Annotated in this window: 19 protein-coding genes and 1 pseudogene; 10 read left to right on the forward strand and 10 right to left on the reverse strand. The window is 67.4% G+C overall.

Going from position 1 to position 18,806, the window contains the following annotated elements; all coding sequences use genetic code 11:
* Position 1 precedes the first annotated feature (1 nt).
* The 3 genes from AVL48_RS06225 to AVL48_RS06235 all read left to right on the forward strand — a co-directional run bounded on the left by AVL48_RS06225 (position 2) and on the right by AVL48_RS06235 (position 1,935).
* Entirely contained in the window at positions 2-511 is a 510-nt protein-coding gene (locus tag AVL48_RS06225) for a winged helix-turn-helix domain-containing protein (RefSeq protein ID WP_061986216.1), read from the forward strand.
* A 21-nt stretch (positions 512-532) separates the two neighbouring features.
* Positions 533-730 carry a hypothetical protein gene (locus tag AVL48_RS06230; RefSeq protein WP_063054086.1) on the forward strand — a complete coding sequence of 66 codons (198 nt, stop codon included), beginning with the start codon at positions 533-535 and terminating at the stop codon, positions 728-730.
* Between the two features lie 77 nt (positions 731-807).
* Positions 808-1,935 carry an acyl-CoA dehydrogenase family protein gene (locus AVL48_RS06235; protein WP_061986212.1) on the forward strand — a complete coding sequence of 376 codons (1,128 nt, stop codon included), beginning with the start codon at positions 808-810 and terminating at the stop codon, positions 1,933-1,935.
* 108 nt (positions 1,936-2,043) lie between these two features.
* On the opposite strand, the gene AVL48_RS06240 is transcribed toward AVL48_RS06235, so the two are convergent.
* On the reverse strand, positions 2,044-2,490 hold the full coding sequence (locus AVL48_RS06240) for a heavy metal-responsive transcriptional regulator (RefSeq protein WP_061986210.1): 447 nt from the start codon (positions 2,488-2,490) through the stop codon (positions 2,044-2,046).
* 128 nt (positions 2,491-2,618) lie between these two features.
* On the opposite strand from AVL48_RS06240, the gene AVL48_RS06245 reads away from it, so the two are divergent.
* Both AVL48_RS06245 and AVL48_RS06250 read left to right on the forward strand, forming a co-directional pair.
* On the forward strand, positions 2,619-3,416 hold the full coding sequence (locus AVL48_RS06245; RefSeq protein WP_061986209.1) for a TIGR03084 family metal-binding protein: 798 nt from the start codon (positions 2,619-2,621) through the stop codon (positions 3,414-3,416).
* Between the two features lie 97 nt (positions 3,417-3,513).
* Positions 3,514-4,155 carry a histidine phosphatase family protein gene (locus tag AVL48_RS06250; protein WP_061986207.1) on the forward strand — a complete coding sequence of 214 codons (642 nt, stop codon included), beginning with the start codon at positions 3,514-3,516 and terminating at the stop codon, positions 4,153-4,155.
* Here the strand turns inward: AVL48_RS06250 and AVL48_RS06255 are convergent.
* The 4 genes and pseudogenes from AVL48_RS06255 to AVL48_RS06270 all read right to left on the reverse strand — a co-directional run bounded on the left by AVL48_RS06255 (position 4,152) and on the right by AVL48_RS06270 (position 8,541).
* The gene (locus AVL48_RS06255) at positions 4,152-5,357 is read right to left on the reverse strand and encodes a cytochrome P450 (protein WP_061986204.1); all 1,206 of its coding nucleotides are present in this window, start codon (positions 5,355-5,357) and stop codon (positions 4,152-4,154) included. The genes AVL48_RS06250 and AVL48_RS06255 overlap by 4 nt on opposite strands.
* Before the next feature lie 36 nt (positions 5,358-5,393).
* On the reverse strand, positions 5,394-6,095 hold the full coding sequence (locus tag AVL48_RS06260) for a TetR/AcrR family transcriptional regulator (protein WP_061986360.1): 702 nt from the start codon (positions 6,093-6,095) through the stop codon (positions 5,394-5,396).
* Between the two features lie 104 nt (positions 6,096-6,199).
* Positions 6,200-7,137: pseudogene (locus AVL48_RS06265) on the reverse strand (CE1 family esterase).
* 168 nt (positions 7,138-7,305) lie between these two features.
* Positions 7,306-8,541, reverse strand: coding sequence for a glycoside hydrolase family 3 N-terminal domain-containing protein (locus AVL48_RS06270; RefSeq protein ID WP_061986202.1), 1,236 nt, complete (start codon positions 8,539-8,541; stop codon positions 7,306-7,308).
* A gap of 274 nt (positions 8,542-8,815) precedes the next feature.
* Between AVL48_RS06270 and AVL48_RS06275 the strand changes: the two genes are divergently transcribed.
* From AVL48_RS06275 to AVL48_RS06285, 3 genes are read left to right on the forward strand one after another with little or no spacing between them, the layout of a single operon-like run.
* Positions 8,816-9,166 carry an ArsR/SmtB family transcription factor gene (locus AVL48_RS06275; protein ID WP_061986200.1) on the forward strand — a complete coding sequence of 117 codons (351 nt, stop codon included), beginning with the start codon at positions 8,816-8,818 and terminating at the stop codon, positions 9,164-9,166.
* A 29-nt stretch (positions 9,167-9,195) separates the two neighbouring features.
* The gene (locus AVL48_RS06280; RefSeq protein ID WP_061986198.1) at positions 9,196-9,690 is read left to right on the forward strand and encodes an SRPBCC family protein; all 495 of its coding nucleotides are present in this window, start codon (positions 9,196-9,198) and stop codon (positions 9,688-9,690) included.
* A complete protein-coding gene (locus AVL48_RS06285; protein WP_061986196.1) occupies positions 9,687-10,262 on the forward strand; it encodes a TIGR03086 family metal-binding protein in 576 nt (191 codons plus the stop codon). The genes AVL48_RS06280 and AVL48_RS06285 overlap by 4 nt, the downstream gene beginning before the upstream one ends.
* Before the next feature lie 16 nt (positions 10,263-10,278).
* Here the strand turns inward: AVL48_RS06285 and AVL48_RS06290 are convergent, their stop codons facing one another.
* The gene (locus AVL48_RS06290) at positions 10,279-10,692 is read right to left on the reverse strand and encodes a MerR family transcriptional regulator (protein WP_061986194.1); all 414 of its coding nucleotides are present in this window, start codon (positions 10,690-10,692) and stop codon (positions 10,279-10,281) included.
* Between the two features lie 67 nt (positions 10,693-10,759).
* On the opposite strand from AVL48_RS06290, the gene AVL48_RS06295 reads away from it, so the two are divergent.
* Entirely contained in the window at positions 10,760-11,854 is a 1,095-nt protein-coding gene (locus AVL48_RS06295) for an alkene reductase (RefSeq protein WP_061986192.1), read from the forward strand.
* Positions 11,855-11,882: 28 nt separating this feature from the next.
* The gene (locus AVL48_RS06300) at positions 11,883-13,208 is read left to right on the forward strand and encodes an amidase (protein WP_061986190.1); all 1,326 of its coding nucleotides are present in this window, start codon (positions 11,883-11,885) and stop codon (positions 13,206-13,208) included.
* Positions 13,209-13,289: 81 nt separating this feature from the next.
* Here the strand turns inward: AVL48_RS06300 and AVL48_RS06305 are convergent, their stop codons facing one another.
* The 4 genes from AVL48_RS06305 to AVL48_RS06320 form a co-directional block, all read right to left on the reverse strand.
* On the reverse strand, positions 13,290-14,396 hold the full coding sequence (locus AVL48_RS06305; RefSeq protein WP_061986358.1) for a coiled-coil domain-containing protein: 1,107 nt from the start codon (positions 14,394-14,396) through the stop codon (positions 13,290-13,292).
* A gap of 118 nt (positions 14,397-14,514) precedes the next feature.
* Positions 14,515-16,506 carry an SDR family oxidoreductase gene (locus AVL48_RS06310; protein ID WP_061986188.1) on the reverse strand — a complete coding sequence of 664 codons (1,992 nt, stop codon included), beginning with the start codon at positions 16,504-16,506 and terminating at the stop codon, positions 14,515-14,517.
* A gap of 100 nt (positions 16,507-16,606) precedes the next feature.
* Positions 16,607-17,296 (reverse strand): class F sortase, encoded by a 690-nt coding sequence (locus AVL48_RS06315; protein WP_061986186.1) that lies wholly within the window; start codon positions 17,294-17,296, stop codon positions 16,607-16,609.
* A gap of 13 nt (positions 17,297-17,309) precedes the next feature.
* Positions 17,310-18,779: a SpaA isopeptide-forming pilin-related protein gene (locus AVL48_RS06320; RefSeq protein WP_061986184.1), complete on the reverse strand. Its 1,470-nt coding sequence runs from the start codon at positions 18,777-18,779 to the stop codon at positions 17,310-17,312.
* Positions 18,780-18,806 lie beyond the last annotated feature (27 nt).

Genomic DNA, 18,806 nt, shown 5'->3' on the forward strand with positions numbered 1-18,806 from the left:
GATGACGCAGTCGGTTGTGGTGACCGGGGAACCGACCGTCGAACTGACCTTGGCCTTGCGAGTCAGCACCGACTCCGAGCACGCCGCCGCGATCACCGCGCGCCTGCTTGAGTCCTTTGAGGACACTGTCGGCGTGACTTTGACGGCGCGCACTTTCCACGATGACAAGGTCGTCGAACTCGCTGGACGGCGTCGTCGCCTCAGCGGACCCGCGCCGCCGCTGCGCATCGAGCCCGAATCACGGCGTGTGCTGCTGTGCGGCGAGGTGCTGGAGTTCACCAGGCTGGAGTTCGATCTCCTGCTGTTCCTGAGCCGGAATCCCGACCGCGTCTTCGACCGCGGCACCCTCATGGCGCGGGTGTGGGGGCTGAGCGGTGGCAACGGACGGACGGTGGACGTCCATGTCCGTAAGATCCGCGGCAAGCTCGAACCCGTGCTGGCGCCCATCACGACCGTGCGCGGGGTCGGTTACCGGTTCGACGGAGCGGGAGAGGTGCTCATCGCGGACTGAGAGCGGTCGCGGTCCTTGGGCGTGGAAGAGTCGCTGGTCTGGTCATGGGTGCAGCCGGACATGATCACGCCGCAAGCGATACCGCTGGCGAAGGTCAGGCCGACCACTCGTGCGGCGGAGCTGCAGTGCCGCGCCGATCTCGGTGTCGGTCCCGCCCTGGGTGGCGGTGGTGACGATCTCTGGTTCTCGTTCGGTCAGCGTGGCCGGCCCAGGGTGTGACTGTCGCACCGTGAAAGGCCTCCTTCGCCATTCTCGGGGTGGCGAGGTGGCCTTCGCGATTGCGGCATGATGCGGACATGACCGAGGCCACGCATCCGTTCGACCCGCCCGCCCACGAACATCGCTGGATCGAAATCGTCACCGAACTGGCGAAGGGCTTCGCCGCGACAGCGGCCGACTTCGACGATACGGCCGAGTTGCCCATCGCCAACCTCCGCGCTCTGCACGCGACCGGCCTCGACAGGGCGACGTTGCCCGCGGAGTTCGGTGGCGAGGGCCTGAGCTATCGGGCTTACGGCGAGATCGTCCGGATCCTCAGCGCCGCCTGTTCCTCGACCGCGTGCATCTGGGTGATGCACATCGGCGCCGCGGTCGGACTGGTCCAGCTGTCCGCTCCCGAAGTGGGCCGCTTCTATGCCGGGGAACTCATCGACGGCAAACGTTTCGCCAACGCGCTGTCGGAACCGAGCAGCGGGAACATGTTCCTCATGCCGCAACAGGTCGCCGAGCCCGTCGATGGCGGGTTCCGGCTCACCGGTGCCAAACGGTTCGTTTCCGGCTGCGAGGCCGCCGATCACTTCCTGGTCAACGCGCTCGTCGACGGCGCGCCGACCTTCTTCGGCGTCGCGCCGGACGACACGATGACCTTCGTACCCATCTGGGACACGATGGGACTGCGTGCCAGTCGTAGCCAGCTCGTCTCGTTCGAAGGCACGGTCCTGCGGGAGGACCGCCGGTGTCCGCCCTCGACCGAGCGGCGCCCGAACCACATCGGAGCAGGGCTCGCGTTCCTTTCACTCGGGATAGCCGACGCGGCGGAGGACGCGCTGATCACGCACTCCCGTAACCGTGTCATTCCCATGACCGGGCAGTCACTCGCCGAAATGCAATGGCTGCAGTTCGAAGTGGCGGACGTCCACACCCGCCTCGACGCCGCGCGCATGTACGCCCGCAACATGGCGTGGCTGGCAGATCAGAACTCGCCGGAATTCATGTCCGCGACCATGACCGCGAAGGTGCTCGCGAACGACGTCGCCCGCGACGTCGCCCAGCTGGCGTTGAAGGCGGGAGGTGGCTCGGGTTTTCTGCGCGCTTCGCCGATTCAGCGTCTCTTTCGGGATGCGCAGGCTGGCGGGCTGATGGCTTACTCCGCCGAGGTCTGCAAGGACAGGATCGGGAAGACGGTGCTCCTGCCGCAGGACTGACCGCTCGGATGGCCGGCCGGGTGACGTCAAGCCCGGCCGGTCCCGCCGGAACCGGTCAGCAGCAGCCGGTGCCGCAGTCGCAGTCGCACCAGTCGTCGTTCCGCATGGTCATCCACCTCCTCCCTCGGGTCCGTGGTCAGGCGGGCACCACGCGCCGGGCAGCGGATCGGCGCATTTCTCGCCGGACATCCCGGACAGCATGGAAGTGAGTTCGGCGTGCAGGGCGCCGAGCCGGGTCATCTCCGCTTCGATTTCGGCGAGATGGCGTTCCAGCATGGTTTCGGCGGGTTCACACGGGCAGACCCCGGTGTCGCGCACGCTCAGCAGGTCGCCGATCTCCGTCAGCGTCAGCCCGAGCCGCTGGGTGCCGCGGATGAACCGCAACCTGTCGATGACGTCCTCGTCGTAGCGCCGATGTGCCCCGGACGTCCGCGCCGGTGCTGGCAGGAGACCGATGCGCTCGTAGTAGCGCACGGTGTCCGGTCGTACACCGGCGCGCGAGGTCACCTGGGACATGGTCAACGCCGTCAGCGCCGTCGTCGCTTCGGTTCGCATGTACCGAGGGTAGAACCTGGACCCGGCTCCAGAATCAAGCGCGAATTTTCTGCGGCTCACGAGGAGAAGACGACGGCGTGCCGCGTCCGCATCATCGGAAAGGGTGGAAACGGCGAGAGGACGGCACGGTGACTGACTTCCGGCACGTGATCAGGGACCTCACCGCGGAGGGTGAACAGGTCGACGCCCTGGTGTCCGATCTGGACGACACGGGCTGGGCTCTGCCCACGCCCGCGGCCGGGTGGTCGGTCAGGCATCAGATCGCTCACCTTTCCTTCATTTTCAAGATCGCCGGGCTGTCCGCGGCCGAGCCGCGGAAGTTCGCCGAACTCGCGAAGACCTCGATGGCGCGCGGTTTCGACGCCGCCGTCAACGCGGCACTCGACGACTACCTCGGAGATCCCAACGAGGTCCTGCTGAGCCGGTGGCGCGCCGAACGCGACGCCGGCATCAAGGCACTCGCCGCGGTCCCGGCGGACCAGGTCGTGCCGTGGCTGGTCAACCCGCTGCCGCCGGCCATCCTCGCCTGCGCCGGGATGATGGAACTGTTCGCTCACGGCCAGGACGTCGCGGACGCGCTCGGAGTGCGCCCGGAGCGGACCGACCGGCTCGCCTACCTCGTCGGTTTCGCAGTCCGGGTGCGGGACTTCGGTTACGAAGCACGGGGGCTGACGCCGCCGGAGCAGGAGTTCCGCTTCGAGATCACTTCGCCGTCCGGGCAACTGTGGACGTTCGGCCCCGAGGATTCACCGCAGCGGATCACCGGGAGCGCGGAGGACTTCTGCCTCCTGGTCACGCGGCGCCGTCACCGCGACGATCTCGACGTCCTTGCCGAAGGCGCGCTGGCGGACCACTGGCTGGACATCGCGCAGGCGTACCGCGGCCCCGCGGGCGAGGGACGGCAGCCGGGGCAGTTCGACCGCTGAAAACCGTGTCACTTCCCCGGTGATTACGGCATCCTGGAAGTCGCGATCAACTCCGCTCGGTGCGATCGTCGGTGCACACGGGGTCTAGGAGGCGATCGTGACCAGGGTGTGGTTGATCAGGCACGGGGAAAGCGAGTCGAACGCCGGTCTTCCCGGTGGTGAGCCGGGGGCTTCGGCGCTGACCGACCTAGGCAGACGGCAGGCCGCCGAAGTCGCCGAATCCTTTGATGAACCGCCACGGTTGATCGTGACGTCGCCGTTTCTGCGGGCGAGGCAGACGTCGGAACCGACGATCAAGCGGTTCCCCGGCGCGGAACGCGAGGAGTGGCCTGTCCAGGAGTTCACCTTTCTCGGCGAACTCCATGGACAGGTCACCACCACCGCCATCCGCAGGCCGTACACCGAGGCGTACTGGGACCGGGCCGATCCACACCACGCGGTGAACGGCGCGGAATCCTTCGCCGGTCTCTTCAGCCGGACCCAGGAGTTCCTGGCCCGGCTGGGAGAACGGGAACCCGGACCGATCGCCGTCTTCACGCACGGACTCTTCATCCGCGCGGTCATGTGGTCGTTGCTGACCGGGATCACCACCCCCGACAGCGAGGCCATGCGCGGATTCCGCACGTTCGCCGACACCTACCTCGTACCGAACGGCAACATCACCGAGCTGCGGTACACACCAGGCAAGCGGGTTCCGCGAGTGGTGGTCCCGCTCGCTTCCCGGTTCGCCGACCGCTAAGGCTTCAGCAGCAGCTGAAGCTCGTTCACCCCGGTCATGTTCGGACTGGGAATGAACGAAGGCGGGACAGCGGGGTCGGTACGCAGCTCAGGGAACCGGTCCAACAGGATGTTGAGCGCCGTCTTGCCTTCCAGCCTCGCCAGCGGAGCCCCGATGCAGAAGTGGATTCCCCGGCCGAAGGCCAAATGGGGGTTATGCGCCCTGGCCGGGTCGAAGGTTCCCGGATCCGTGAACGTGCGCGGATCCCGGTTCGCGGCCGCGACCCAGATGGCGAGCATGCTGTCCGCCGGAATCGTCCGGCCGCCGAGTTCGACTTCGGTCGTCGTGGCGCGGGCGACGAGTGCGAACGGGCTGAGGAAGCGCAGTGATTCCTCGATCGTGGCGGGCAGCAGAGCGCGGTCCGCACGGACGCGCCGGTACTCGTCCGGATGGGAATCCAGGCACAGCACCGTGTTCCCGAGCAGCATCGTGGTGGTGATGTGCCCGGCGAGTAGCAGCACGTTCGCGAAGTTCACGACCTCGTTCTGCGAAAGCTTTTCGCCGTCGACCTCGGCTTCGACGAGTTTGGTCAGCAGATCTTCGCGCGGGTTCCGCCGTCGGTCGTCGACGTGCTCGCCAAGGTAGTTCACCAGGTTCCTCAGCTGCTCGACCGTTTCGTCGGAGGCCTTCTTGTCCTCTTCGGTCTGCTTGACCAGCGACCGCTGCTGACTGTTCCGCAGCAACGTGTCGACCCATTCCTTGAACAGCTCGCGGTCGCTCGCCGGGATACCGAGCAATTCGGCGATGACGATCACCGGCAGCGGATAGGCCAGATTCGTCACCAGTTCCATCGAGTCCTCCCCGTCGACGACGTCGAGGAGTTCGTTCGTCAACGTGGCGATCCGCGGTTCGAGGTCCGCGACGACCTTCGGTGTGAAGGCGTGACTCACCAGTGTGCGCAACTTCTTGTGGTCCGGTGGATCCATCTGCAGCAGGTTGCCGTCGACGAACAGGTCCTTGTCCGGCGCCAGCTCCTGGGGGATCAGGCGGGCGGTGTCGGAGGAGAAGACCTTGTGATCGCTCAAGGTCTTCAGCGCCTCGGCGTGGCCGTAGACGTTCCACATGCCCGTTTCGGGTTCGAACTGCACCGGATCGGCCGGGAATTCGCCGCGAAGCCAGAACTGGCTTTCGTGGACTCCCCAGTTTTCGGCGAGTGTGGTCATGGCGTGCCCCCTTCTTCTCGAATGAAGGAGCTCGGATCAGACGGGCTCCTCGGCTCCGTCCTGCCGGTAGATCCAGGCGTGATAGGTCGAAATGAGATCCTGGAACGCCTGGGTCACTTCGGCCGCGGTGACGGCCAAGTCCGCCGGGGACGGTTCTTCCGGCGGCTCGAACGCCGACCGGATGATGTGCGCGAGGGCATCGGCCTTCTCCTCAGGTGTGAGGCCGGTGCTCTCGGGGATGAAGCTGTCCACCAGATAGAACCCCAGCGCCGAGGCTCGCAGGGAATACAGCAGGTTCGGGATGTCGCGCAGCAGACCCCGGTCGATCATCGTCTTCAGATACCGCTCGGTCACGACGGCGTCCTGGTTCTGCAAGGGATGTTTCTTCAACCGGCCCAGTAGTTCGGTGTTGCCGGTGATGAGCGCGCCGAGCAGCGGATTTCGTTGGGTGTGCAGGAAGGTCGCCCGCTGAAACCGATGGGGGAGTACCTCCGCCGGGTCTTCGGCCAGCCTCGCGAGAAGCGCCTCGGCGGCTCGGACGGATTCACGCAGGAGCAACGCTTGGAAGAGGTCTTCCTTGGCGCGCCAGTGCAGGTAGATCGTGCCCTTCCCGATGCCGGCCTGGTTCGCGATGTCCTCGATGGTCACCTTGCGATAGCCCAGCCGCGTCAGCAGGACGCCGGCCGCGTCGAGGATGCGATCGGCGCGGCCGGCCGTGCGGTCCGGACGTTCTGCCACGTGCACTCCCAGTCTCTGACTTCGTGACCAAATTTGCTCATCAGGTCATCCGGTCAGTCAAACCGTACCGCCGCACGGGTTGGCCCGGCAAGGAAATGGCCGTTTTAAGGCCGACGATGGGCCAGGAAGAAGCTCCAGATGACCGGTGTCGCGTTGATGACCGCCGGGGTGATGGAGTCGTTGTTCGGTGCTGTGCTCGGCCAGACATGCCCGGCGCCTTCGACCCGGTAGTGCTGGAGGGAGCAGCCGAGCCAGCGTTGGACGGTGACGTCGGTTTTCGGCGAATACTGGATTGGGCGTGGGAAGCAACCATTCCGGTCTGCCCATCCGGCGAGCCAGTCCGGCAGCGTCGGCAGGCCCTTGGCGGGATTCCCGGTGTAGGGAATCGTCATGTCGGCAGTTCCGTGAAAGTCGAGAATCGGTGCCGGGCGCGATGGATCGCACTTCCCGTCCTGCGGGTAAAACGCCCCGGCGACCGGGGCGAACGCCGCGATCCGGCCTGGCATCCGGCAGGCGAGGACGCCGACGAACCCGCCGCCGTTCGATTTGCCCGTCGCGTAGATCCGGCGGGAGTCGACGCACAGGTCCCGCTGGAGCGCGTTCAACAGGTCGCTGGTGAAGAGCACGTCGTCGGCGACCGCCGAATAGGGTGCGCCGGTCCAGGCCGACTCGCCGTCGGTGCCAGGAAGCCCCTGCGGGTAAACGGAAATCGCGTCATACGCGGAGAAGCCGGACAACTCCTCCTGGTACTTCGAGGTCCGCTTGTGCCCGTGGAACGACAACACCAGCGGATACGACCGCGACGGCTGGTACCGCGCGGGAACGTGGACCGTGTACTCGCGGGCCAGACCACCGGACGTCAGAGTCCGCAGCGTCGTCACCCCGGCGGGACCGGCGAAGGACGGTCGCAACCGGTGGTCGGTACCGGACGATCGATCGATGACGGCGCTCCTGACGTCACCGGCGCGACGAGTAGGCTCAATCCGGCCGCGGCGGCGGTCATCAGTGCGAAACGGCGTAGGTACTTCATGGGACCAGGCACGCGATCCTCCTTGATCCGGCGGCGGGGCGGTGATCAGGGTCACTCCCGGCGCCGACCTGGTCAGCATTGTGTTTTCGGACCGTTTATGGACAGCCTGGTTTGCGGACGGCCCAGTCGATTCGTCCGCGCCGGGCAAGCCGCGGAGCCGCCTTCCGGGCCCCGGTTCGGTCAGCCGCAGGCCTGTTTCGCCGTGAGCACCCTGGTCAGCGCCTCATCGACCCTGGCGGCCGGGAGCGCGCCTGACGCAAGCGCTTGCTCCAGCGTGTTCAGTACCGTGCCGACGTTGCCGCCGGAGGACCACAACGCCTGATCCGCCCCCGCCTGCAACGCCTTGAGGACCGCCGTCGGCAGCGGGTACTGAGCCGTGATCGCCTTCATCGCCCCGAGATCGTCCGTGATCACCGGGCCGTCGAACGCGTAGTCCTTCCGCAGCAGCCGGTACGCCGGCGCCGACAGGGTCGACGGCGTACCGCCGGTCAGATCGGGCACGTCCAGGTGTCCGACCATGACGCCGACCTCGCCGTACTGGCCGATGTCGCGGTAAGGCACCAGATCGACCTTCCGCAGCGAAGCGAGCGGCGGCGTCCGGACCAGTCCCTTGTGGGAGTCCCCCGTGGCGTGCCCGTGCCCCGGGAAGTGCTTGAGCACCGGCTGCACCCCGGCGTCCCGTAGCCCTTGCGCGAACGCCAGGACGTACTTGCGAGCGACTTCGGGGTCCGAGCCGAACGACCGGTCGCCGACGATGTCTCGGTCCGGCTGATCGGTGATGTCGGCATCGGGCGCGTAGTCGACAGTGACGCCACGGGCCCGCATCTGCCGGCCTCGTTCGGCGGCCTTTGACCGTACCTGCGCCGGTGTCATGGTCGCGGCCATCTTCCGCGCGCTCGGCATGCTGCCGTCGAGGGCGTCGATCCGCTGAACGCGGCCACCTTCCTCGTCGATTGCCACCGACACGGGGACTTTCGCGGCCTTTTGGACCTCGTCCAACGCGCGGTTCTGCAACAGGGCCGTCTCGTTGCCGCCGAGGAAGATGCCGCCGACCTGCTGATCGCGCACCAGCTTCACCGTTGCCTGCGGGTCGCCCGCGTTCACGCCGACCACCACCAGCTGGGCCAGCCGCTGCCGGGGGCTCATCCCGGCGGTGACCGCCTTGCAGTCCGATCCGGGCGCCTGCTCCGTCCTCGGTGACGGCGAGGGAGGAGGCGGGCTGGTGGACGGGCTGGAAACGGTGCTGCCCGGCGGGGGAACCGTCCCCGCAGGCTGTGCCGATCCTGGTTGCTCGTTCGCTGTACCGCACTGCACGCTCGTGAGCAGAACAGTGGCCGCTCCCAGGATGACGGTCGCCCATCGTTTCGTCGTCTTCGGTCGCCCGGCGTTCATCAGCTCGTCTCGGTCGTCGTCCATGCCGGTACCGACGGTAACCCCAATTGCCCGCCAGTACGCGCTCGCGTGCCCTTTAGCGCAGGCGCGTGGCGGCCGAGAGCGTGGCCTCGCCTCCTTTCTCTTCCGTGTTCTTCCTCGTCAGGCTCGGTGTGGGACTTGACAAGTCGATCTGCTCCCCCGTAGATTACCACATGGTTATGGAACCGCAAGGTTATCCAAGGCTCGGCTGCGGCACGGACGTCGTGAAGACCGATCGTGAGAACTCGAACTCGTGAGAACGGAAAGGCGGGCGACCGTGGCACAGGATCTGCTCGATGTCACTTTCGCGGCGCTCGCGGACCCCACCCGCCGCGCGATCCTCGCGCGGCTCGCGCGCGGCGAAGCCACGGTGACGGAGCTGGCCGAGCCGTTCGCGATGAGCCAGCCCGCCATCTCCAAGCATCTGAAGGTGCTGGAGCGGGCGGGACTGGTGGCGCGAGGCCGTGACGCCCAGCGCCGCCCCTGCCGACTGGTGGCCGAGCCGTTGAAGAACGCGAACGAATGGCTCGGTGGCTACCGCCGCCACTGGGACGAAGCCTTCTCGCAACTGGACCTCGTCCTCGATGAGGAGCTGCGGCACCCGGAGCACCGGGACGAGACCGACTGACCACCGCACGAGCGGAAAGGAACAGCACGATGGGACGCACTCTCAGCGTGGTGAAATCCGGCGATCTGGAGATCGTCATGACGAGGTCCTTCAACGCGCCGAGGGCGCTGGTGTTCGACGCGTGGACCAAAGCGGAACTGGTACGCCGCTGGTTCGGCCCGCGTGATTGGGAAGTCAGCGAGTGTGAGATCGACCTGCGGGTCGGCGGCAGATGGCGTTACCGGCTGCGCCACGGTGACGGGAGGGAGATGCTCCTGCAGGGCGTCTACCAGGAGATCCGCCGTCCGGAAAGGCTCGTCTCCCTGGAGACGAACGACGACTGTGACGCTTCGGAAGGTCAAGCCCTGGCGACGCTGAGCCTGGTCGAACAAGGTGGCGTGACCACCCTGACGCAGGTGTTGAAGTATGGCTCGAAACGGATCCGGGACGCGGTGCTCGAATCCGGAATGGAGCGAGGCGTCGGCGAAGGGTTCGACAAGCTGGCCGAAGCCTTGGCCGTCCCGGCGGGGGCGTGCACACGATGAGCACCATCGCGGACCGCTACCGCGTCCGGGCCGACGCTTTCGAGAGCAAGGTCGCGGCCGTGAAAGCCGATCAGTGGGAGAACCGGTCGCCGTGTGAAGAGTGGAACGCCAGGGACGTCGTCGGGCACATCGTCGACATGCACGGCGTGATGCTGCGTCCCTTCGGACGTGCTCTCGGCCCAGCGCCCTCGCTCCAGAAGGACCCACTCGGAGCGTTCCGGGCGGCAAGGGCGGATATCGAAGCCGTCCTCGCCGATCCTGTGCTCGCTGTTACGGAACACGAGACCCCGACGGGGAAGATGACCGCCGAACAGCACATCGATCGGGTCGTCAGTGCCGACATGGTTGTCCACGGCTGGGATCTGGCCAGGGCTACCGGTCAGGACGACACGATCGACCCCGAGGAGGTGGCCCGGATGTTGCCGGACGCCGAGGGGATCCCCGAGGAAATGAGGATTCCTGGCGCCTTCGGGCCCGGAATCGTCGTCTTAGGTCCGGAGGTGAAGGTGCCCGACGACGCGCCCTTGCAGGACAGGCTGCTCGGGCTGATGGGCCGAGACCCGAACGCCTAGTACGCACCGGACGTGGTTAGACGTGCATGCCCCGATGCCGCCGTACGGGCCGGGAAGGAACCGGTACCTCGGCGGTGTCGGTCCCCTTGGCCGCGGCCAGGACACGCTCCAGAACCGACAGAGAGGAGGTGAGCAACGAAATCTGGTTCTGGATCCGAGTTTTGGCGATCTCGAGTTCGTCGGTCATCCCCGGTGAAGGCACCAAGTGTGTGTCGTCCCCGGAAACACAGGGAAGGAGTTCCGCGATCTTGCCACTGCACAACCCGGCCGAATAGAAGAGTTGAATCTGCAGAACCCGGGCGACGTCGTCTTCGGTGAAGGTCCGGTAGCCGTTGACACATCGATCGGGGCTCAGTAGCCCTTCCGCTTCGTAGTAACGCAAGGACCGCACACTCACCCCGGTCCGTTCCGCCAGTTCGCCGATCCGCATGAATCCACATTAGCCGCGGAAACCGACGTTGACCGTGACGCCGGTGTCAGGGTTTAGCTTCGCGTTCATGACGTTGCTCGAACCATTTCACAGCACTGCGATCCAGTTGCCGAACCGCGTCGCGATGGCCCCGATGACCCGGGGGCGTGCCGACGACAAGACAGGTGTGCCACATCCGCTGACGGCCGAGTACTACGCGCAACGCGCGTGCGCGGGCTTGATCGTGAGTGAAGGTGTTTGGGTCACTCAGACCGGCAAGAGCGGCCCTGGTATCCCGGGGCTGGTGACGGAACAGCAGGTCGCGGCCTGGCGGGCGGTGACGGAGGCCGTCCATGAGAAAGGCGGTCGGATTTTCGCGCAGCTGTGGCACGCGGGCCGGGTCAGCCACCCGGACGTGATGGGCCGGACACCGGTGGCGCCCTCGGCGGTCCGGCAGGCCGGGCGGATCTTCGTGGCCGACAGCTGGGTGGACACGGTCGAGCCCCGCGAACTCCGTGAAGATGAGATCGGCGGTGTCGTCCAGGACTTCGCCACGGCGGCACGCCGGGCCGTCGAAGCCGGGTTCGACGGCGTGGAACTCCACGGTGCCAACGGTTATCTCCTTCAGGAGTTCCTCGCCGACAACACCAACCGCCGACAGGACCGGTACGGCGGTTCTGTCGCGGCCCGGCTCAGGTTTCCGCTCGAGGTGGTCGAGGCCGTGGCCGCACAGATCGGCGTGGCCAAGGTCGCCCTGCGGATTTCACCGGGCAACCCGGAGAACGACATCGTGGAAGACGATTGGAAGGAGGTGTACTCACGACTGCTCGCGGAACTTCGCCGGTACGAGCTCGCGTACCTGCACGTCATCGACACCCCGGAGGCCGAGGCGCTGGCCTACCTGCGGCCACTGTGGCCGGGAGTGCTCATCGCGAACCTGCGTTCCGAGGAGCCGACCTCACAAAGGGAGGGTGAGTCCTTGATCGAGGCCGGATTGGCCGACGTGGTCGCCTTCGGGAGGCTGTTCATCGCGAACCCGGACCTGCCCGTCCGGTTCGCGCTCGGTGCCCCACTCGCCCAAGCGGATCACGACGTCTACTACGGCGCCCGACTCGACGGCTACACCGACTTCCCGGCGTTCGAACCGGACTCGGCGAAGTTCGCCTGTTCAGCGCGCAGCTGATCTCCGCCGTCCGTTCTACAGTGCGGGAATGGTCAAGACGGCAGTGGAAATCGCGGCAGCTGTGCGTGCCAAGGATCTCGACCCGGTCCAGGTGACCCGCGAGGCGTTGGCACGGATCGCCGCGGCGGACGGAGTGGTCGGTGCCTTCCGCCGGGTCCGGACCGAGGAGGCGCTTGCCGAGGCCGCGGCCGTCGCCGAACGCGCGGACCTGGCCGACCTGCCACTGGCGGGAGTGCCGGTCGCGGTCAAGGACGTCACTTCGGTCGAGGGCGAGTACGCCTCGTGGGGGTCGCGCGCGGGTTCCTCCACGGTGTCCACAGAGGACGGCGAGATCGCGCGACGGCTGCGCGCGGCCGGTGCGGTGATCGTCGGCCTGACCCGGGTGCCGGAGCTGTGCGTTTGGCCGTCGAGCGACGGTCCGGACGGGACGGCGCGTAATCCGCGCAACCCGTCCTACGCGGCGGGTGGTTCGTCGGGTGGGAGTGCCGCGGCTGTGGCCGCCGGGCTGGTGCCCATCGCGCACGGTACGGACGGCTTGGGCTCGATCCGGCTACCGTCCGCGATGTGCGGGATCGTCGGTCTCAAACCGGGTAAGGACGTGGTCCGCATACCGGGGGAGAACGGCTGGTTCGGACTGTCCACGCACGGCCCGATGACGACCACCGTGGCCGACGCGGCCGTGCTGATGTCGGTCCTCGCCGAACAACCCGGCCTGGCGAAACTCGCCGACCCGAAGCCGTCCCGCATCGCCCTGTCGACTCAGGTCCCGTTGACCAGGGCGCCCTTGCCGCGCGCGTTCGGTCGAGCCGTCGCACGAGCCGGAGAGCTGTTGCGCGCGGCGGGGCACACGGTCGCGCCCGGAACGCCCCGGTACAGCGCCGGAGCCGTCGGCGGCCTCTTCGCGCGCTGGGTGGCGGGCCCGGCCGAACAGGCGGCCGGGTTCGACCTCGGCGCACTCCAACCTCGGACGCGGACGCACGTCCGGCTCGGTCGCCTCTTGGCGACGCGAGTCCGGGACAGCACCCGCGAGCGCTGGCTGGAGCGTGCCGAAGAGTTCTTCACCGAGCATGACGTGCTGGTCACGCCGATGCTCGCGACACTCCCGCTCAAGGCTCGCACGTGGCATGAAAGCCGATGGATCACGAACGTGCTGCCGTCCGTGCGCGTCGCGGGTTTCGCCGGTTTCTGGAATCTCGCGGGCTACCCGGCGATGTCGGTTCCGATCGGCGTGCACCCTTCGGGGGTTCCGGCCGGCGTTCAGCTCGTCGCGGCACCCGGTGGGGAAGCACTCCTCCTCGGCCTCGCCGCCCAGCTGGAAGCGGCCAATCCCTGGCCACGCACCACCGCCACCTGATCTCCAAAAGAGAGCAAGGGACCTTTGCTATCACTCTCTTCCGGAGAGCGACAGCAAAGGTCCCTTGCTACTTTCTGCTGGTCAGGAGCCGGTTTTGGCGGGCGACGGCTTCTGTCCGTTGCCCTTCGGGGCGTTCTGCCCGTTCTTCGGCGCAGCGGCGGCAGGCGCCGAAGAAGCGGGCTTGGCGGCAGCGGGCTTGGCCGGGGCGGCGGCCTTCGACGCGGGTGGCTCGGCGGGCTTGCCCGCCGGCTTCGTCTCTTCGGCCTTGCTGTCGCCACCGACGAGCTTCGAAGCGTGCGGGATCACCGACTCCTCGGGCAGGGCGGCGAGCATCGCCTCGCTGCCCTTCAGGACCTCGTCGGCCTGCTGCAGGCTCTTGCGGGCCTGCTCGCGGATCTCCGCGAGCCGCTCGACCTTCCGCTGGGCGGCGGTCGTGCGCTGGGCGGCCGCCGTCGTGGCCTCGTCGAGCCGGCGCTTGGCCTCGGCCGTCGCCTCGTCGATGCGGCGCTTCGCCTCCGCGGTGGCCTCCGCGATCCGGCGTTCGGCCTGGTTCTTGCTGGCCGTCTGCTGGTCGGTGATGTGCTTCTCGTGCGCCGCGCGCTGAGCCGCGATCGTCTGATCGAATTCGCGTTCGATCTTCCGGCGCTTGCGCTCGGCCTCGTTGTCCAGCAGTTCCCGGCGCTGGGCGGCCTCGACGGTCAGCCGCTGGACCTCGGCCCGCGTCTCGGCGAGCGCGGCTTCGTGCTCGGAGTGCAGCGCGTCCGCCTGCTTGTCCAGTTCGGCGACAAGGCGCGAGTAGCGCTCACGGAGCTTCTTCGAAGCCTCGGTCGAGGATGCCCAGTGCTTTTCGGCGGCGACCTCGGCACGCTTCGTGATCTCGTCCGCGCGCGCCTGCGCGAGCGTCACGGTGCGTTGCATCCGCTCGTCGAGGTCTTCGAGCCGCTCCGGCGGCTTCTTCAGCTCCTCGATGCGGGCGTTGAGCTTCGCCACCTCGTGGCGCAAGGTTTCGAGTTCGCGCGAGGCCGACGTCGCCTGGGCGATCGCGGCGTCGCGGTCGGTCATCATGCGATGCAGCTGGGCTTCGAGATGATCCAGATACTGGCGCACTTCGTTCCGGTCGAAGCCGTGCCAGGCCTGGGTGTACTCGCGCCGCAGGGGCAACAGGCCGTTGTCTCGCTCGGGAACCATGGTCACGACGGTACCTGCGTACCCGGCGTCGCCGTTGTCAGGCTTCGTGATTCACCGACGTGTGTCGGCTCTCAGCTGCGATCCCTCACCTGAACGGCCGCCACCCGTGTGCGCAGTGTCACCAATGGAACCCGCGGCTGAGCCGGGCGAGCGCGACCGCCGCACGGGACAGATGCTGCTCGCCCTTCCCGATTTTCAGTCCGCCACCGCCGCCCGCGGCCGCGGAGTCCGGGAACACCTGGAATCCTTGGTAGGCCACGGCATCCGTGAGTCCGGGCGTAAGGGTGTAGGCGAGCCCGATCGCCTGTCCGGCGGGCGTGCCGATGTGCTTCGGACGCTCCTTCAGCGCCTTCATCACCATGTCCGCCGCCTGGTCCGGGGACTTCGTCGGAAACGCGTCGTAAATCTTCGTCGGCCGGATCATCGGGGTCCGCACGAGTGGCATGTGGATGGTCGTGAAGGTGATTCCGTCCCCGTGGGTCTCGGTCGCGGCGATCCTGGAGAAATAGTCCAAAGCGGCCTTCGACGCCGCGTACGCCGAAAAGCGCGGCGCGATTCCCTGCACACCGATCGACGAGACATTGACGATATGCCCGAATTTCCGCTCGGACATGTGCGGCAGTACCGCGAGGATCAGGCGCACCGCGCCGAAGTAGTTGATCGCCATCGCGCGTTCGTAATCGTGGAACCGGTCGTAGGAGAGCTTGATCGACCGACGGATCGAACGACCCGCGTTGTTCACGAGCATGTCGATCCGGCCGTGCTCGGCGAGCATCGCGTCGACGGCCTTGAGCACCGATTCCTCGTCGGTCAGGTCGGCCGGGTACACCGACGCCGTGCCGCCCGCGGCGATGATCTCGTCCCGCACTTCTTCGAGTTCGTGCTGGCGCCGCGCCACCAGCAGGGGCACGCCGCCCGCCGCCGCGACCTTGATCGCGGTCGCCCTGCCGATGCCCGACGACGCGCCGGTGATGATCACGCGGCGGCCGTCCAGTTCGCCGCGAGGGCCGTGCTTACGGGCGCGGAACGGGTCCAGGTGCTCGCGCCAGTAGCGCCACAGAGTGGGCGCGTACTCCTCGATCCGGGGCACTTCGACACCCGAGCCGATGAGCGCCTTGCGTGTCGACGCCGACGAGAACACCGATGGGAACGCCATGGTCTCCAGCAGTACCGGCGGGATGCCGAGCCGCTCCAGCACGGCGTCGCGAGCGATCGTGAAGCCGGGGATGTGCTCGCTCAGCTTCACCAGGTTGACGATGCCCTTGGACAAGCGGTCGTTGAGTTGCACGGAGATCGTCGGCGCGCCCGCGGCCTTCGCGAAGGCGTTGTACACCGATACGACCGGCTGCGGCTCCGGGTTGACCAGGTGGAACGCGCGTCCGTCGAGCCCCTTCGTGGTGACCAGCGCGAGCAGTGACTCGGCGACGTAGTCGACCGGGACGACGTTGGTGTCGCCGAGGTCGGGGCCGACGATCGGCAGGTCGGGCAGCCCGGCCAGCCTGCTGATCGCGGGGAACAGGTAGTACGGGCCATCGATCTTGTCCATCTCGCCGGTCTGGGAGTTCCCGACCACGACCGCGGGCCGGTACACCCGCCACGGCACGTCCTGCTGTTCGCGCACGAGACGTTCCGCCTCGAACTTCGTGCGGTGGTACGGCGTGACGAGCCGCTGGCCGACGTCGAACATCTCCTCGGTGAACATGCCCTCGTGGTCACCGGCGACGGCGACCGACGACACGTGGTGCAGGCAGCCGGCGTTCAGGTCGGCGGCGAGCGCGATCACCTGCGCGGTGCCCTCGACGTTGGCCTTGATGCTGGCTTCGTCGTCGGCGGTGAGGTCGTACAGGGCGGCGAGGTGGACGACGTGATCGACACCGCGAAGCTTCTCTCGATCCTCTTCGCTGACGCCGAGCAGCGGCTCGCCGAGATCACCGGTGACGAGGGTGACCCGCTCCGGATGCGGCCAGCCGTTCACGAGTTTCGCGAGTTTGTCCTGTGAGGACGGGCGGACGACGAGCGCGACCTGGTCGACGTCCTCTCTGGTGAGCAGCAGCCGGGTGAACTGGCGCCCGATCAGTCCGGTCGCCCCGGTCACCAGAAAAGTCGCCATCTGCTTCACCCTTCACCGTGCTCACCCGCGTCCACCCGGCATTCTGCTGCATGAGGACATCGCTGACCACCATGACACGGATGAAGTTACTAACGGGTAACTAGGCCGGGTCGGCGATGACGACCCGGTTCTCGGCGTAGCCGGTCTCTCCGCCGATCCAGCGGCCGCCGCAGGTGACGAGGACTATCCGATGTCGACCGGACTGGCCGAACAGCTCGTCCGCCCGCTGCGGCAGTTCGTTCTTCTTCAGCGTGATCAGCTGGGAAACCTTGTACCGCCAAGACTTCCCGGCCTTGTCGACCACGGTGACGTCACCGCCGATCCGGTCGTTCCACAGTTCCGCGAACGGCCCCGTCGCGCCCTTCCAGTTCACATGCCCGGCGAACACGCTCGCGCCGGTCGCCGAACTCAGTTCGGCGCCCCACCAGGTCACCTCGTCGAGGTTCTCCGGCACCGGAAGTTCCGCGCCCGGCCCGAGGTCCTTGCGGATCAGCTTCGCGCCCCCGCCGGCAGGCAGCCGGATCGTCCCGGGACCCTGCGGCGGGGCGGAGACGGGCGCTTGCTCAGGCTGTGGCGTCGGTGTGGGTGGCGGCGTCGTGGGGACGATCTCCGGCGGAGGCGCGACGTCCTGCTGCGCGGGCGCGGCCGGTGCGCCGCCCGCGACGGTGGCGGAGACGGGCTGAGCCGTCCCCGCCACCACGGTCGTGGGCGGCCAGATGGTCAAGGCCGCGACGAGGTCCGCGCACAGGACCGTGACGGCTCCCAGCGCGAACCCGCGTCGTACTGACATTCTCGAATCCTCTTTAGCGTCGCGAAGACCGCCGAGCGGCCACGCCCACCATCAGCGAACCGAGCAGCGCGAGCGCGCCGAGGCCGAGGATCCCGGCGGTCGACGCCGAGTTCTCGACGGTGCCCTGCATCATCGCCACCGGCCGGTCGCCGGCGGGAATGGTGCGCGGTACCTCGTTGGGCGTGTTGGCGACCTTGAGCGCCAGCGTCTCACCCGGCTTGAGCTCGCCGCAGGCGGACGGCGGATTCTTCGGATCGAACGCGTTGGTGTAACCCGGCGGCGCGCTGACCTCGACCACGCAGATCTCCTGCGGGGCCTGCAGGTTCTCGACGGTGACGGTGCCGTTCTCGCCTTCGGTGGTGACGACGGCGGGCTTGCCGTCGGCGCCGTTGAGGGGCTTGCCGTCTTGGCCGACGGCGCCGCTCGTCTTGTCCTTGGCGGTGATCCGGAGCACAGCGCCGGCGATGCCCTTGTCGGTCTTCGCGTCGACCTTGGTCACCTGCACTTTGCCCGGTTTCGCGAGGACAGCGACCCCCTGTGCCTTCAGCTCCTTCTCGCCGCCGGTCGAAACGACCCTCTGCACGCCGGTCTCGACCGGGAACTGGACATATGGCCGGTCCGCGGGCGCGGACAGCGAGCTGGCCAGCTTCGGCTGCTCACCGGTCGGCGTCACCTTGACCGTGACGGTGCCGTCTTCGCCGGTTTTCACCGTGGTGGCTTTCTCGGCCTTCGCGTTCGAAGTGGACGCGGGCTTGGTGCTCTCGCCACTGTCGACGGTCGCGTTCGACGGCGTCAGCTTCACCGGCACACCGGAGACGCCCTTGCCCCTGGCGTTCTTGACGCTGATCGTCCACTCGCCCGCGGTGCCGATGTGCTGGTCTTCCTTCGGCGGCGCGATCGCGGTGGTCCACGGGCCGCGGTTGGCCTCGGCGTCCTTGGTCAGTTTCTCGACGGCCGTGGCGGCGTCGGGGTGCTGCTCCTTCAGCTTGTCGAGGTGGTCTTGGATCTTGTAGCCGATCTCCTTCGAAGGCTTTTCCGGATTGGTGTCGGCGTCGGACCGCGGCTTGGCCGTCCAGGAGTGGAGTAGGTGCGCGAGCGCGGCGGCTTCGGCGTTGTCCTGTGTTCCGCCGTAGCGAAGGAGCAGGTAGGAGATGTTGGCCGCGATGTCCTCAGGCAGCTTCTGTCCCCATTTGTCCAGCAGTTCGTCGCCGGGCTTGTACTCCTCGTTCGTGTCCGGCGCCTTCTGCTGGAAGCTCACACAGAACACGTGCTTGCCGTTGACGACATAGGAACCGAGCCAGTCGCTCTTCTGCGCGTGGCCACCGAACGGCTGGCCGGGCGTGACCTCGTAGCCGACGCCCTGTTTCGGATCGGCCGTGGCCGGTGTCGCCGCGACGGTGGCGGACAGAGCGCCGAGAAGGCACGTCGCGATCAGGCTGGTCAAGGCGCGCGAACGCACGCTCGGGCGTGTGGTCCACCCCATGGTGTGTTGACTCCTTTGGCCGTGCTC

It is taken from the genome of Amycolatopsis regifaucium (genome assembly GCF_001613935.1).
GTDB classification, from domain to species: Bacteria; Actinomycetota; Actinomycetes; order Mycobacteriales; family Pseudonocardiaceae; genus Amycolatopsis; species Amycolatopsis regifaucium.